This window comes from Algoriphagus sp. TR-M9, assembly GCF_027594545.1.
Taxonomy (GTDB): domain Bacteria; phylum Bacteroidota; class Bacteroidia; order Cytophagales; family Cyclobacteriaceae; genus Algoriphagus; species Algoriphagus halophytocola.
Genome location: NZ_CP115160.1, coordinates 2635491 through 2650502, shown reverse-complemented (window position 1 = coordinate 2650502; position 15012 = coordinate 2635491). Strand labels below are relative to the sequence as shown.

At 42.4% G+C, this 15012-nt stretch carries 10 protein-coding genes; all 10 read left to right on the top strand.

From position 1 onward, the window contains the following. Positions 1–52 precede the first annotated feature (52 nt). The 10 genes from PBT90_RS11260 (at position 53) to PBT90_RS11215 (ending at position 14739) form a co-directional block, all read left to right on the top strand. Complete coding sequence (locus PBT90_RS11260) at positions 53–2497, top strand: ABC transporter permease (protein ID WP_264810672.1); 2445 nt, start codon at positions 53–55, stop codon at positions 2495–2497. 367 nt (positions 2498–2864) lie between these two features. Then, positions 2865–5222, top strand: coding sequence for an ABC transporter permease (locus PBT90_RS11255; RefSeq protein WP_264810671.1), 2358 nt, complete (start codon positions 2865–2867; stop codon positions 5220–5222). Between the two features lie 274 nt (positions 5223–5496). Then, on the top strand, positions 5497–7914 hold the full coding sequence (locus PBT90_RS11250) for an ABC transporter permease (RefSeq protein WP_264810670.1): 2418 nt from the start codon (positions 5497–5499) through the stop codon (positions 7912–7914). Between the two features lie 1326 nt (positions 7915–9240). Further along, positions 9241–9711 (top strand): GNAT family N-acetyltransferase, encoded by a 471-nt coding sequence (locus tag PBT90_RS11245; RefSeq protein ID WP_264810669.1) that lies wholly within the window; start codon positions 9241–9243, stop codon positions 9709–9711. Positions 9712–9925: 214 nt separating this feature from the next. Further along, the gene (locus PBT90_RS11240) at positions 9926–10447 is read left to right on the top strand and encodes a transposase (RefSeq protein WP_264807667.1); all 522 of its coding nucleotides are present in this window, start codon (positions 9926–9928) and stop codon (positions 10445–10447) included. Continuing rightward, positions 10372–11274, top strand: a complete 903-nt coding sequence (locus PBT90_RS11235; protein WP_264811456.1) for an IS3 family transposase — start codon at positions 10372–10374, stop codon at positions 11272–11274. Before PBT90_RS11240 ends, PBT90_RS11235 begins: the two co-directional genes overlap by 76 nt. Positions 11275–11525: 251 nt before the next feature. After that, the gene (locus PBT90_RS11230; RefSeq protein WP_264810668.1) at positions 11526–13118 is read left to right on the top strand and encodes a hypothetical protein; all 1593 of its coding nucleotides are present in this window, start codon (positions 11526–11528) and stop codon (positions 13116–13118) included. A 221-nt stretch (positions 13119–13339) separates the two neighbouring features. After that, positions 13340–13693: a four helix bundle protein gene (locus PBT90_RS11225; protein ID WP_264810667.1), complete on the top strand. Its 354-nt coding sequence runs from the start codon at positions 13340–13342 to the stop codon at positions 13691–13693. 100 nt (positions 13694–13793) lie between these two features. After that, positions 13794–14300: a winged helix-turn-helix domain-containing protein gene (locus tag PBT90_RS11220; RefSeq protein WP_264810666.1), complete on the top strand. Its 507-nt coding sequence runs from the start codon at positions 13794–13796 to the stop codon at positions 14298–14300. Positions 14301–14538: 238 nt separating this feature from the next. Next, positions 14539–14739 carry a hypothetical protein gene (locus PBT90_RS11215; protein ID WP_264810665.1) on the top strand — a complete coding sequence of 67 codons (201 nt, stop codon included), beginning with the start codon at positions 14539–14541 and terminating at the stop codon, positions 14737–14739. The last annotated feature ends 273 nt before the right edge of the window (positions 14740–15012 follow it).

The following is a 15012-nucleotide window of genomic DNA, read 5'->3' as shown; positions in this document are numbered from 1 at the left end:
TTGGAGTCAATTTTCAGATTTTTCAATTTATCAATTTTCCAATTGGATAAACATGCTAAAAAACTACATCAAAATAGCCATCCGTAACCTGTCCAAAAACAAACTGCACACAGGTATTAACTTAATTGGCCTCAGCTTAGGAATAGGCGTGAGCATTCTGATTTTCTTCTTTGTCCAGTTTGAACTGAATTTTGATGATTTTCATCACGATAGTGATAGGATATTTAGATTGTCCAGACACCAAGTCGAGGAAGGAGAGGATTTAAGGTCTTATTCAACCCCCATCATAACTGCTCCTACTTTTGAAAATGAATTTCCTCAAATAGAAGCTACCACTAGGTACATTTCCAGTGTAGCACAGGCTTATTTGGACGAGTCCACCACCCAAAGTCAGCGCTTGATGATGGTCAGCCCCGAATTCCTGAATATTTTCAGTTTCAACTTGTTGGAAGGTGATAAGGATCAGGCTTTGGATGACAAATTTGGAATTGTGATCACGGAAGAGGTTGCGGAGAAGTATTTCGGCGATAGCCACCCCATTGGAAAGTCCATTCGCTTAAAGATGGGAGATGGTTTTGAAGCCTACACCGTGACAGGGCTTTTGGAAAATCTGCCTTCAAATTCCAGTCTGGATTTTGAGATCTTGATGAATGACATGAACCTGGATTATACCATAGGGGAGGAAAACCAAAACAGCTGGTTCAATGTCTTTGGTGACACTTATGTGAAAGTAACTGACCCCAGTGCCAAAGCTTCTATTGAGGCAGGAGTGGAGGCTATGATGAAGAAAGTACTGGGGGAAGAATATGAAGAAGGGGAATACTACTTTACCCTACAGCCCATTTCTGAAATCCACATTACAGATGATCCCATTACCGGGATGGCAGAAACCACCCGCCCTACCTTGCTATGGATTTTGGCAGGTATAGCTTTTTTAATTCTCCTGATTGCTTGTATCAATTTCACTACCATGGCTATAGGCAGATCTACAACTAGAGCCAAAGAAGTTGGGGTGAGAAAAACCATGGGTGCAGAATTCGGACAGTTGGTTTTTCAATTTCTGACCGAGGCATTTTTGACTACTTTGATGGCTTTGGTTTTTGGTTTGATCCTGGCAGAGTTACTGGTGCCTACTTTCAATAATCTGTTTGAAAAAGAATTGAGCTTGGTTTACGGACCTTTGCAAATCCTGATTTTAGTGGGGTTGGTACTAGTGATCACCGCCATGGCTGGAGCTTATCCTGCATTTTTCATGTCCAACCTCAGGCCTATCAAAGTGCTGAAGGGAAACCTTTCCATGCATTTTGGGAAGCAGGCTTTGAGAAAAGGTCTGGTAGCATTTCAATTCTTTATTTCCTTCCTGTTGATCGCCTCTACTTTGATTATGGTCAATCAAATGCAGGCCATCAGGAACTACGATCTTGGCTTTGATCAGGAGATGCTTGTCATTGTCAATGTCCCGGAGGTGAATAGCACAAGTTTCGTGAAGTCCATCGCAGCGGGATTCCAGCAGGCAGAGCTATATCGCCAGGCTTTGGTAGGCAGATCCGAAGTGCAATCCGCGGGAATCACCATTTCCACTTATGGAGATGATGCTTTTTGGGATGCAGGATTTCCTACCGAAGAGGAAGAGCAATTTAATTTCCGGGTGAATTTCGTTGGGGGTGATTACATCAAAACCATGGGGCTTGAACTACAAGAAGGCAGAGACTTTAACCCAAATCCGGGTGCAGATAGCAGTGCATTTATCATCAATGAAACCTTTGCCCAAGCGATTAAATGGGAGGATCCTTTGGGAGAAATGATGCCAAATACCCGATTCAAACCCCATCAGATCGTGGGAGTGGTGAAGGACTTTCATCATAACTCGCTTTACAAGGAAATCGAACCGGTATTATTTGCAAAAAGCCCGGAGACCTTCTTTAGCGGGATCAATATGCTTATGATCAACTCTGCGGCCAATCCAAAAGTAATTGCCAAAGGCACTGGAAATGATTTTGAGGCCTTTCGGGCAGTGTTAGAAAACGAGTGGAAAAAGGTCTTTCCGCTGGAAGCTTTCACATTCAGTTTTATGGACCAAACGGTGGAGGAGCAATACAAAGCCGATGAGCGATTGGGTAAAATGGTGTTCCTGGCTGCAGGAATTGCCATTCTGATTGCTGCGATGGGGTTATTTGCCATGGCAGCATTGAGTATTGCCGGTCGTACCAAAGAGATCGGGATCCGGAAAGTTCTGGGTGCTTCCAGTGCCAGTATTTCCTGGATGTTCAATAAGGAATTTTTGTTCATAACCGTAGCAGGTGTTTTGATCGCATTGCCCCTGAGTTTGTATTTGATGCAAAACTGGATCGCGCAATTTGCAGTGAAGGACTGGCCATCGTGGTTGAATTTCGCCTTGCTGGCCTTGGGAGGAGTTGCTTTTACGCTCTTGATCGTTTCTGCACAGGCTTTTAAAGCCACCCGGATGAATCCGGTAAAAACGCTGAAGGATGAGTAGGAGGGAAGTAGCTAGTGAGAAGAACCAAGAGTCAAGAACCAAGAAACAAGAACCTAGAACCAAGAGTCAAGAAACAAGAACTGAGAACCGTGAACCGACAACCGAGAACCGACAACCGAGAACCGAGAACTGAGAACCGAGAACCTAGAACCTAGAACTGAAAACCGACAACCGAGAACCGACAACCGACAACCGAGAACCGAGAATCAAGAAATAAGAACCAAGAGCCAAGAGCCAAGCCTGCCTTTCGTAGGTAGGAATTGAGTGCTGGAATCCTGATTACAAGAATTGAAATAATTGGAGTCAATTTTCAAATTTTCAATCCGTCACGGCGGACAAGTATTTAGAATTTTCAAATTAGATAAACATGCTAAAAAACTACTTTAAAATCGCCTGGAGAAATATCAGTAGAAGTAAAGGATATGCGGCTATCAATATTGGTGGGCTGGGCATAGGTATGGCTGCCTCTATTTTGATCCTGATCTGGGTACAATTTGAATTGTCAGTAGATCGCTTCTACGAGGATTCGGACCGGATCTATGCAGTTTGGAGAAATGACAACAACCAAGGGGAGATTTTCTCTTGGGATTATACTCCGGCTCCGTATGCCCCGACGATGAGGGAGCAGTTTCCGGAAGTGGAGCAAGTGAGCAGGATTACAGAATGGGACCCTCAGCTCCTCAGTGTGGGCGAAAATAGCTTTTATGAAAACACCTCCTTTGTGGATCCGGATTTCTTTAGAATATTTCCCTTTGAGGTATTGGCAGGAAATCCGGTACAGGCTTTGGACCAGCCCAATACCATTATCCTCACTCAATCCACCGCGCAAAAACTCTTTGGCGAGGAAGATGCCATGGGCAAAACGGTATCACTGGCTAAACAACTGGATTTGGAAGTGAGAGCTATAATCCAAGACCTTCCTGAGAATACCGACTTCAAATTCAAGGCTTTTTTCTCTTTCTCCAAGTTGGAGCAAATGGGATGGGTAGATGATTTCTGGGGCAATAATTCCTACAGAACTTTCGTAAAGCTCCATGAAGGCACTGACATCCGGCTTTTCAATGAAAAATTTGCCAGTTTCACATCTAAAAACTCCGATGCAGAATCCATCACTGATTTTCTATTTCCCATGGAAGACCTACACCTCAAATCGAAATTTGAGAACGGGGTTTCTGCAGGTGGCAGAATAGATCTAATCCGTATGTTTGGGATAGTGGCTGTGATCATCTTGCTCATCGCCTGTATCAATTTTATTAACCTGAGTACGGCCCAAAGTGAGAATCGGGCCAAGGAAGTAGGGGTCAGAAAAATATCCGGAGCAGGAAGGGGTATGTTGATTTCACAGTTTTTGGTGGAATCGGTTTTGATCGCATTTTTTTCCTTTATGCTAGCCTTGCTGATCGTTTCTCTGGTATTTCCTTGGTTTAGGGATCTCATGGGCAAAGACTTCACAAACCCTCTGGTTCAACCTTATTTTTGGATGATTTCGGGTGCATATATTCTGCTTACCGGGATTTTGGCGGGTAGTTATCCTGCATTTTTGCTGAGTTCTTTTCGCCCTGCCATCGTGTTTAAATCCAAGATTCAGGCCAGAAGGTATTGGGTTCACCCTAGAGAGGTGCTGGTGGTGTTTCAATTTGCAATCGTAGCTATTTTGATTTCTTCTGCCTGGATTATCCGAGATCAGATGAATTTCGTGCAAGAGCGAGACTTGGGATTGGATAAGGAAAATTTGATTTTCCACCCTGTGACGGAGGCGATGCGAAAGAATAAGCAAGCGCTTCGCAACGAGCTTTTGCAGCTGCCTGAGGTCAAGTCGGTCACTTATACCTTTTCACCCTTGACAGAGATATACAGCAATACCAACGCCATGAACTGGCAGGGCAAAGCTGAGGATTACAGACCGGAAATGTCCCGCATGGGTTCGGATGCAGGTCTCTTAGAGACTGCGGGCATGGAGCTGATTGCGGGTAGGGATATAGATGTGTACCAGTATCCCAGTGATAGTATGGCAGCTGTCCTGAATGAATCTGCGGTGGAGAAAATGGGTTTTTCCGATCCCATAGGACAGGTGATAGAGGATGATGACCTAAAGTTTACCGTGGTGGGAGTGGTGAAGGATTTTATCATGGAATCCCCCTTTGATGAGATCAAGCCCATCGTGGTCATGGGACCAAAGCGAAACCTGAACTTCATTCATCTGAGAGTTCATGAAGGTGTGGATTACCAAAGCACCATGGCAGGTTTGTCAGCAGTTTTCTCTAAGTTCAATCCAGGTGCTCCATTTGAATATGAATTTGTAGATCAGGCCCATGCCAAGAAATTTGTCTCCCAACAGCGTACTGCAAATCTGACCGAGATTTTCTCTGCCTTGGCCATTCTAATTTCCTGCATGGGTTTGTTTGGCTTGGCCACCTTTATTGCGCAGCAGAGAAGTAAGGAAATTTCTGTTCGGAAAGTTTTGGGAGCCTCTGTACTTGGGTTGGTGCGTATGATATCGGCTGATTTTGCAAAGCTGGTGCTTTTGGCAGTGATACTGGGAATCCCGCTGACCTGGTACATCATGGATGCATGGCTGGATTCATTTTCGTACCGAGTTACTATTGATTGGACTGTATTTCTGTTTACGGGTTTGGTAGCGCTGTTGATCGCCTTATTGACAGTGAGTTCCCAAGCCATAAAAGCTGCCCTTGTCAACCCTGCTAAAACATTGAAAAGTGAATGATGGAAGTATTTAGTAGCTAGTAGCAAGAAGTAAGAGCCAAGAGATAAGAATCAAGAGCCAAGAACCAAGAATCAAGAGTCAAGAATCAAGAGCCAAGAATCAAGAGTCAAGAATCAAGAACCAAGAACCAAGAGTCAAGAACCGAGAACCAAGAACCAAGAACCGAGAACCGACAACCGACAACCAAGCCTGCCTTTCCTAGGTAGGAATGGAGTGCCAGAATCCTGATTACAAGAATTGAAATAATTGGAGTCAATTTTCAAATTAGATAAACATGCTAAAAAACTACTTTAAAATCGCCTGGAGAAATCTCCTGAGAAACAAGCTGAGGACGGGGATCCATATTCTAGGCTTGTCCATTGGGATTGCCATCTGTTTTTTGATTTTCAATGTGGTCACGCATTCCTATAGCTTTGATAATTTTCATCCAGAGGGGGACAGAATTTACCGGATAAATACGGTTACAGATTTTGGTGATGGAGGTATTTATCCTAATTCTGGTACTCCTGGCCCTCTAGGCGAGGTGATTCAGGATGAGATTGTGGGTATTGAAAGCAAAGGCAGGCTCTATACCATGTATGAGACGCTAGTAGCATTGCCAAATACAGACAAAGTGTTTGGAAGGTCTAATGAAGTCACTTTTGCCGACCCAGGTTTCTTTAAAATATTTCCTAGGAAATGGTTGGCCGGAAATCCAGAATCGGCTCTACTCCAGCCAGCATCCGTGGTGATCTCCGAAAAAAGTATGCATAAGTACTTCCCCGGATCAGAAGCTTCAGATGTTTTGGGGCAGGAATTGATGTTTGTGGACTCGGATTCCATTTACGCCAAAGTGACCGGTGTAGTAGCTGGATATGAGAAAAATACGGACTTTGTCTTCCAGAACTTTATCTCTTTCAGCACCATAGCTACCGAAGAACAAAAAATCTGGAATGGTCTACATTCCTGGGGATCAGTCAACTCAAGTTCCCAGCTGTTCATCAAACTTTCCCCTGGAGTATCGGCTGAGTCCATAGACGAGGCATTCAAGCCCTTAATCGCCAAAAATCTGGAGTCGGAAGATGATGGGGATTACCAGACCAGTTTTTTTACGGAACCACTGGCCGAAATGCATTTTGGCCAGACTTATACAAATCAGGGTGTTTCCAAAGCCTTTCTGAAAGGATTGGTGTTTATAGGACTGATTATTTTAGTGCTGGCAACTTTGAACTTTGTGAACCTGGAGACAGCCCAGGCCATCAGCCGGTCCAAGGAAGTTGGCATCAGAAAAACCATAGGCGGGACACGGATGCAATTGATTTCCCAGTTTTTGGCAGAGACCTTTTTGATTATTTTGATCAGCTCTTTTATAGCCTTGGGCTTAGTGGAGGGACTGAAAATACTGTTTAAATCCTACCTACCGCAGCATTTCCAAATCGCCTATTTTTCCTTTTTCAATGCCTTGTTTTATTCGGCATTCCCACTCTTGCTGACCTTGATCACTGGGATTTATCCGGCTCTCATCCTTTCTAATTACGATCCTCAGCGTGCATTAAAAGGTGAAATGATGAGAAATGGGAAATTCTCATTGGGGGGATTTCTCAGGAAGAACCTCACTGTGATTCAGCTTTCTTCCTCCATTGCTTTTATCATTTTGGTATTGGTTCTGAACTACCAACTGAAATATGTAAGCAGTCAGCCATTGGGCTTTGAAAAGGAAGCGGTGATGTATGCTAGCATACCATTTATGTCCGATCCGGATAAGATGCTGCAGCTTCAGGATCGCTATAATCAAGAGGCTATGGTGAGGAGTGCCAGTCTAAGCGGTAATTTGGTGTCCTCCGCTAGTCTTTGGACATCGGATGTTAAAATCCCTGTGGATACCACCGAGAAGGAGATGTACGTCCAAGTGATGAATGTGGATTCTGCTTTTGTGCGGGTCAATGGAATTCCACTCTTGGCAGGTACAGATGGTATAGATAAGTCAGATGAAATCTTGGTAAATGAAACATTTGTAAAGGAGGCTGGCTATGAAAATCTGGAAGCTGCCATAGGCGCTAACCTGCGATACAATGAGGAACAGCGTACAATAATTGGAGTTACAGGAGATTTCCACTCCAGAACACTTAGGGAGGAGATCCGTCCCCTGCTTTTCACCTATGACCCCGAATATTTCCAAACAGTGAGCATCAAGCTAAATTCTGATCAAAATCTGGCTGTCGCCAAAGAGCGCTTAGAAGAGGTTTATTTGAGTGTTTATCCTTATGAAACCGTCTCATTCAACTTCCTGGATGAACAAATCGAACGTTTCTATCAAGAGGATGTGAAGATTAAAAATGTATTGGGTTTCGCATGTGGCTTGGCCATTTTGATTTCCTGCATGGGCTTATTCGGTTTGTCTAGCTTCACCATTGCCCAGCGCACGAAGGAAATCAGCATAAGAAAAGTCCTAGGTGCTACCTTGCATCAAATCCTGTTCTTGATCTCCAAAGAATACATGGTTTTGGTGGGGATTTCCTTTTTAATGGCGATTTACCCGGCGTATTTCTTCCTAAGTGACTGGTTGAATGGCTTTCATACCAGAGTGGAAATGCCCTATTTTATATTCCTAGGAGCGGGTATAGGCGTCTTGTTGATTTGCCTGCTGATTGTGGGGATACATTCCTTTGTAGCATCTCAAAGCAATCCCGCCAAGGTACTGAAGTCTGAGTGATTTGGGGGAAGTCGGGAAGTTTTGTGTACCGAGATCGCGTTCCAGGGTCATTTCGACGACGACGAAGGAGGAGGAGAAATCTCTTTGGAAGTCAGAAGGCTAAAGTGTGAAATCTAAAACCTGAACCTCATAGTCTCGGCCAGAATTAGACACCGTCGCAGATGGAAGAGTTGAAAGTTTAAAATGTAAAGTTTAAAGTTGCCGTTTTCGGTACTTTGACCTTCGGTATTCAATATGTCGGAGGTTAGGAAGTCGGGAAGTCGGGTGTCGTCATTGCGCCTGTTGGCCGAAGGAAGAAGGCGAGGTTCGAGCCGCGGCAGTCTCAGACTCAGTGGGGGGGGGAGCTCAAAGCTGAAAGCTGAAAGTAGATCCATATACTGGATATTGAGACCCTGAAGGGGTCAAATCATTAATAGCCCCGCCACGGCGGGCAGGCCAGGGTAAGGAGGCACGACGCAACCCTGGGTGAAAAATCGCAATTTATCGCCAGCGCTGGCCCGGGATCGTCTGTCGGAGACAAATAGGTTTTGCCAGCAAGATGGAAACCAAAACCGGATTGGAAATCCTATGGTTTGGAACAGCTCCTAATCGGGCGTTCAAACCGATCCACAAATCATGATCAGCGAAACCAATAGTGGTCTGTGAGACACAGACCACGGAGCGGAGGCAGGCTGAAGGCCTGCCTTGTTGTAGCCCAGAGTAAGGAGGTACGAAGCAACCCTGGGTAACCAATCGCAATTTAACACCAGCGCTGGCCCGGGATCGTCTGTCGGAGACGGCATTGCCACGCCAGCAAGAATACCAAGAATCCGCATTGGAAATGCTACTACGATATTGGTTCGAGATTACAAATCTCGAACAGCGAGAGAAACGAAAACCGGATTGGGAATCCTATGGTTTGGAACAGCTCCTAATCGGGCGTTCAAACCGATCCACAAATCACGATCAGCGAAACCAATAGTGGTCTGTGCGGACACAGACCACGGTGAGGAAGCAGGCTGAAGGCCTGCCTTGTTGTAGCCCAGGGTAAGGAGGTAACGACGCAACCCTGGGTAACCAATCGCAATTTAACACCAGCGCTGGCCCGGGATCGTCTGTCGGAGACGGCATTGCCACGCCAGCAAGAATACCAAGAATCCGCATTGGAAATGCTACGATATTGGTTCGAGATTACAAATTTCGAACAGCGAGAGAGACTATGGTCTACCCACTTTGGTCTACCTACTTTGGACTATGGTCTATCCACCATGGTCTAAAAACTACTTACTTTGCAAGCAGCTTGAAGAAACCCTACCTACAGCATTTTCTGTTATAATCCCCGTCTAGATGAACCTACAAATCCAAGTCAAAACCTTTGCAAAACTGACCAACCTGGAACTCTACGCTATCATCAAACTGAGAAATGAGGTGTTTGTGGTGGAGCAAAACTGTGTGTACCAAGATGCTGATGGAAAGGATTTACAGGCTTTTCATGTCATGATCAGCAGGGACGGCCAACTACTGGCATATGCTAGGGTATTGCCCCCGGGGATCTCCTACCCTGAAGTTTCCATTGGTCGGGTGCTGAGCAGTCAGGCAGTGCGGGCCACTGGTCTAGGCCTTACATTAATGACTGAAACCCTGAAGTTTATTCAATCTGAATTCGGAAACTGCAGCATCAGGATTTCAGCACAGACCTATTTGGACCGCTATTATAGATCTTTCGGTTTTGAGCCTGAAGGGAATACTTACCTGGAAGACGGAATCGAGCACATAGAAATGACCAGAGATTCAACGAAGAATGAGAAGGACGGCTAAAAACCTGAACTATTCACAGGTTCTCCCAAGACTGGTCAGAAAGGTAAAAAGGGAATAAAAAATTTTAGAAAAAATCCCTTAATGATGTTCTATAAAAAATTATGAGAAAAGTTGCTTAATCACCCTGACATAAAGGTAGATGAGCGATCTGAGAAAAAAAATACCCTGTACTGAAATAGCCCCAAAAAGTTAGACACTATTTGAAGGCAATTTTATGAAAGGTAAAAAGAAGTATTCTGTCCTCTTTAGGAAAGAGGCAGTTGATCAAGTGATCCACGATAAGCGATCAGTATTTAAAGTAGGTCAGGATTTAGGAGTTGATAAATCTCTTATTCGTAAATGGGTTCTCTTGTATCAAAAACACGGAATTATGGGCCTTATGCCTATTTCAAATAGAGAATATCCTCCTGCATTCAAGGTCAAGGCTATTGAGACCATGCGAAAGAAGTCGTTATCTTTATTGGAGACCTGTATTCAGTTTAATATTCGAAGTCCTGGTTCCTTGGTCAAATGGATAGCTCTTTATGATGAAAAAGGCTCTGAAGGTTTAGCAAGGAAACAAAGTGAACCAAAATTTCCCATGGCCAAAAGAATCAAAAAGCCCAAAACCAAGGAAGAAGAGCTCCTGAAGGAATTAGCTTCCCTGAGAGCTGAAAATGCATATTTAAAAAAGCTCCATGCCTTAATTCAAGCCGACAAAGAGAAAGAAGAAAAGCGGAAGTCATCCAGGAATTAAGGCAGTCTCATGCATTATCAGATCTGTTAGTGCATGCTGGGATGGCCAGAAGTACCTTTTATTATCACATAAAACAATCCAGAAAGCCGGATAAATATCTGGAAGCCAAAAAGGCTATTTCCAGGATCTATAAGGAACATAAAGGGCGAATGGGCTACAGGCGCATCAAATTTCAACTTAGAAACGAAGGCATGATTCTCAACCATAAAACAGTTTTGAGATTGATGCAGGAATTGGGAATCCAGAGTTTGATTCGGACAAAAAAATACAAATCCTATAAGGGGGAAATGGGTAAAGTCGCTCCAAATCTTTTAGAACGCAACTTTAAAGCTTCTATGCCAAATGAAAAATGGGCTACCGATATTACGGAGTTTAAAGTCACTGACAAGAAACTCTACTTGTCTCCGATCATTGATATGTTCAATGGAGAGATCATCAGTTATACCATGTCAGAAAATGCCAAATTAAAGCCTGTAATTGATATGTTAGAGCAAGTGGAACGCCCTATTGCGAAGGAAAAACCGGTAATTATGCAATCAGACCAAGGATGGCACTACCAAATGAAATTGTATCAGGATACATTACACAAAAAGAACATTGTCCCAAGTATGTCCCGAAAAGGAAATTGCTTGGACAATGCGATAATAGAAAATTTCTTTGGAACCCTTAAATGTGAATTGTTCTATCTAAAAAAGTACAATTCAATCAATGAGCTGAAAAAAGAAATCAAAGAATACATCCATTATTATAATCACAAAAGAATCCGATTAAACCTGAATGGAATGAGTCCAGTGAGTTATCGAATCCATTCACTAAATTCAACATAACAAGAAAAAAATGTCCAAAAATCTGGGGCTAGTCTAGTACAGGGTATTTTTTTGGTTTTGGGGCACTTAATTATCCACAAAATTGTATTATACCGCCATGTAATGGTAATTTTTGTTTAAAGGGCTTGCTGGGAGCTTTTTGAAAAAGTTGAAAACTAGAGCTTAAAATCGCAGATAAGTTCTTTCTTTTTTTGCAGCTGAGTCAGATATTCCAGTTCTTACAAAGCTAAATCTTTAGACCTTCATCATAAATGAACTTAGCAGCAAAATGGTCACGCAATATTGGAGCTGGGCTAGGAAGTTTTCAGGGAGCTGTTTTTATTTTTCTCATTCTTTTTTATACTCTTTTTCCATGGAGGTTTCAGGTAAATGATGATGTGATTATGATGTGGCTCGTTTCAGGAGCCTATACTGGAAATCTTGAAAACTACATAGTATTTATTCATCCCATTCTATCCTTGATGTTAACCTGGTTCTATGGGTTTATTGAAACTGTGCCATGGTACTCCATCGGTACTTTTTCAGCATTGTATTATGGGTTTTTTCTTTTGGAATGGCAGCTTAGAAATCAGGGTTTTGGTTTAACTCGGAAATATTTATTGAGGACCTTGTTACTGGCAACTCTGATTCACCTAGCAGCTTTTCCGCAGTTCACGCTAGTTAGTGGGTTTTTGTCCCTGGCATCTTTGACCTTTATTTTTAATCCAAATTGGTCAGGAGAACCAAATTCTAATATTTTGGGATGGATTGGTGCATGCCTGGCTATGGCTATTCGGCTAGAAGCCTTTACTTTGGTTTTGGCTGGTTTTTCTCTTTTCCATCTGTCCTCCAGAAGAATAGACCGAAGTGTATTTTTCAAAATGGGTTTGGTAGTTTTTATATTGCTGGGCTTTTATTTTTCCAAACTTATCTATGAGAAGAATTCAGACTTCACTGATTATTTAACCTTCAATAAAGCTCGACATGAGGTAATTGATCATCCGGTTTTTTACGAACTAAGTGTAGAGGATGCTTTAATAGGTGATGATAAATGGTACTATTTTTCTCAGTGGTTTTTTCAAGAAAGCGAAATTACGATTGAAGATCTGAATGGTAAGAAGGTTCAGCTAGATCAGGCCTACTGGTCCTGGGATAGTTTTCGTAAATCAATCTTGAGGTATTTCTCGGTCCAAAAGCATGAGTTGTTTAAAGGATTCCTGAGCTTTGCTTACCTTTTTTTGGTTTTGAAGTATTCTGGACATCGCAGAAAGCTTTTTCTGCCTTTACTGGTATGGGGCCTCTTTTTTCTATTTACAAACCATATCTTTCATTTTAGAGGGCGAGTGGTTTTTATTTTTTCCCTAATACTCTTGGTACCCATCTGGAACCTAGGTTTAAAAGCTATTCCAAAAAAAATGTGCTACGCCCTGTCCACTGTCATTTGTTTGTTCACTTTAATTCATGTAGGCAATGTGCTTTTGGAAGCATCTAGGAGAAAACAAATTCTTAAGGAATTTCACGAACTGGAAAAATCTGTGTTTCCCAATGAAATGTTTTTCACGGAGGGCTTTCCTTTGGAGTATTTTTCAAAAGATTACGACATCGTCCAGCCCACGCCTTTTCTAATAAATGGTTGGGTTTCAAGAAGTCCATTCCAGCAAAATGCTATGGAAAGGTTAGGGTTTTCGAGTTATAGAAATGCTGAAAATTTCGCGATACTGCAAGTAAAAGAAGATAGAAGCTATAGCTTTTCAGCCTACTTGGAGCACTTGGGCCACCACCTAGAGCCTACAGATTCAATCAGCACCGAGCACTTGATCCTCATCAAGTATCAATCCACATCTGCCTCAGAATCCTTACCCTAATTGAGGTATCATAATATTAGAAGAAGCATTATGAATAAGGGTATTATTTTTTATTTTTGATTGAGTAATTTTTTTACTCATCCGCTAGTTTCTGATCGGGAGTGAGAGGGCGAAGCTTTTTTTTAATTAAGAATTAAGAATTAAGAATTAAGAATTAAGAATTAAGAATTAAGAATTAAGAATTAAGAATTAAGAATTAAGAATTTTTTGATTTAGAGGACATGGCAAATATAATTTTAAGCAAAAGCCTACATTTCGCACAGGCTACAATTTCTGCTTATTTGGCTTTAAGGGCCAAAGGGCACTATAAACTGGCTGATCAGTTTGTTGGAGCAGGCACTTCCATAGGAGCCAATGTGGAAGAAGCCCAAGCTGCGCATTCTAAATTGGACTTCATTGCCAAGCTAACTATAGCTCATAAGGAAGCCCGGGAAGCAAAGTATTGGCTTAGGGTTTTGGATAGAGAAGAATTACTTGGCGATTTCCAAGAAATGCCAAGACTGAAAAGAGAAATTGAAGAAATAATTTCACTTCTCCACTCAATCATTAAAAGATCTAGAGAGAATTTAAAGTAACAATAATTTTAATGTTCATTTCTTTCAGTTTTAGAACTCCAAAACATAGGAATAGATGCTCATTTTAAATTCATCCATTTTTAATTTTTAATTCTAAAAATTGCTCGACTCCCTAGTCACGTCCAAAACCCGCATTAAACTTCTGCTGAAGTTCTTTGCTCATGCCAATTCAGGTTACCTGCGCTCTCTGGCCAAGGAATTTGATGAATCTACCAATTCTGTACGGGTGGAACTCAACCGCCTCACCGATGCAGGGCTTCTGTTGGCTGAGAATGAGGGGAAAACCAAGGTCTATAAGGCCAATTCAAAGCACCCTTTCTACGAAGAAATCAAAGCCATGGTCTCCAAGTTTCTAGGCCTAGATGATCTCATGGAAAGAATTGTCAAAAGGATGGGTGAGGTGCAAATGGCCTATATAATAGGGGATTACGCCAAGGGTATAGACTCAGGTACCATAGAAATGGTACTTATAGGCAAGGACCTGGACAGAGAATACCTGGAGTTTATCAAAGAAAAAACCTACGAAAAAGTCCAAAGAAAAGTCAATGTTTCTATCTTAGAAAATGATCCCGGAGATATTCAGGGGATTTTGGTATTTGGAAAGTAGTACCCACTGACACCTTATAATGAACAACATTTATTTAAAACCTAAGTATAAAATTCTAGGCAGATTCCTCTCGGAATGTTACAGGTTTTTGAGCATTGGACATGGGATATGGGAGCCTATCAGCGATTTCAAACAATATTACAATTATAACCGCCGACTAATCCCCCCTTATCAGTCGGCATAGCCTTGGATTACCCATCAGGCTTATCTTAAGCTCAAATCTTTAATTCAGCCCCAAATGAAGGTATTGGAGTTTGGGTCCGGAGGTAGCACGCTATTCCTAGCCGATAAGGTCAAATCAATCTACAGCATAGAACATGACAAGGCATGGTTTGAAATGATTCATTCCCAAATCAGCAGTTTCCCGGGAGTTACGCATCTTTTAGTAGAGCCAGAAAAGAAAGCAGGTAGTTCAGCTTACAGAAGTATTCATGGCTAAAAAACCAAGGGGCTTGACTTTGAAAAGTATGCACATGCCGCAGACCATCTGCCAGATGAAAGCATAGACCTTTTGATCATTGACGGTAAAGTAAGGCCACAATGCCTCACTCAAAGTATAAGCAAATTGAAAAGGGGAGGGATATTGGTCTTTGACAATTCCTCTAGAAAATCCTACCAGCCTGTCATGAACCAGAAACTTCAAGGCTGGAAGAGAGAATCCTATAAGGGAGTGACGGTTTATGATGCTTTTTTCACCTTTACCAGCATCTTT

What these genes read in the sequence shown, in the direction of transcription:
- PBT90_RS11260 (WP_264810672.1), top strand. Translation starts at nt 53, where the DNA reads ATGCTAAAAAACTACATCAAAATAGCCATCCGTAACCTGTCCAAAAAC.
- PBT90_RS11255 (WP_264810671.1), top strand. Translation starts at nt 2,865, where the DNA reads ATGCTAAAAAACTACTTTAAAATCGCCTGGAGAAATATCAGTAGAAGT.
- PBT90_RS11250 (WP_264810670.1), top strand. Translation starts at nt 5,497, where the DNA reads ATGCTAAAAAACTACTTTAAAATCGCCTGGAGAAATCTCCTGAGAAAC.
- PBT90_RS11245 (WP_264810669.1), top strand. Translation starts at nt 9,241, where the DNA reads ATGAACCTACAAATCCAAGTCAAAACCTTTGCAAAACTGACCAACCTG.
- PBT90_RS11240 (WP_264807667.1), top strand. Translation starts at nt 9,926, where the DNA reads ATGAAAGGTAAAAAGAAGTATTCTGTCCTCTTTAGGAAAGAGGCAGTT.
- PBT90_RS11230 (WP_264810668.1), top strand. Translation starts at nt 11,526, where the DNA reads ATGAACTTAGCAGCAAAATGGTCACGCAATATTGGAGCTGGGCTAGGA.
- PBT90_RS11225 (WP_264810667.1), top strand. Translation starts at nt 13,340, where the DNA reads ATGGCAAATATAATTTTAAGCAAAAGCCTACATTTCGCACAGGCTACA.
- PBT90_RS11215 (WP_264810665.1), top strand. Translation starts at nt 14,539, where the DNA reads ATGAAGGTATTGGAGTTTGGGTCCGGAGGTAGCACGCTATTCCTAGCC.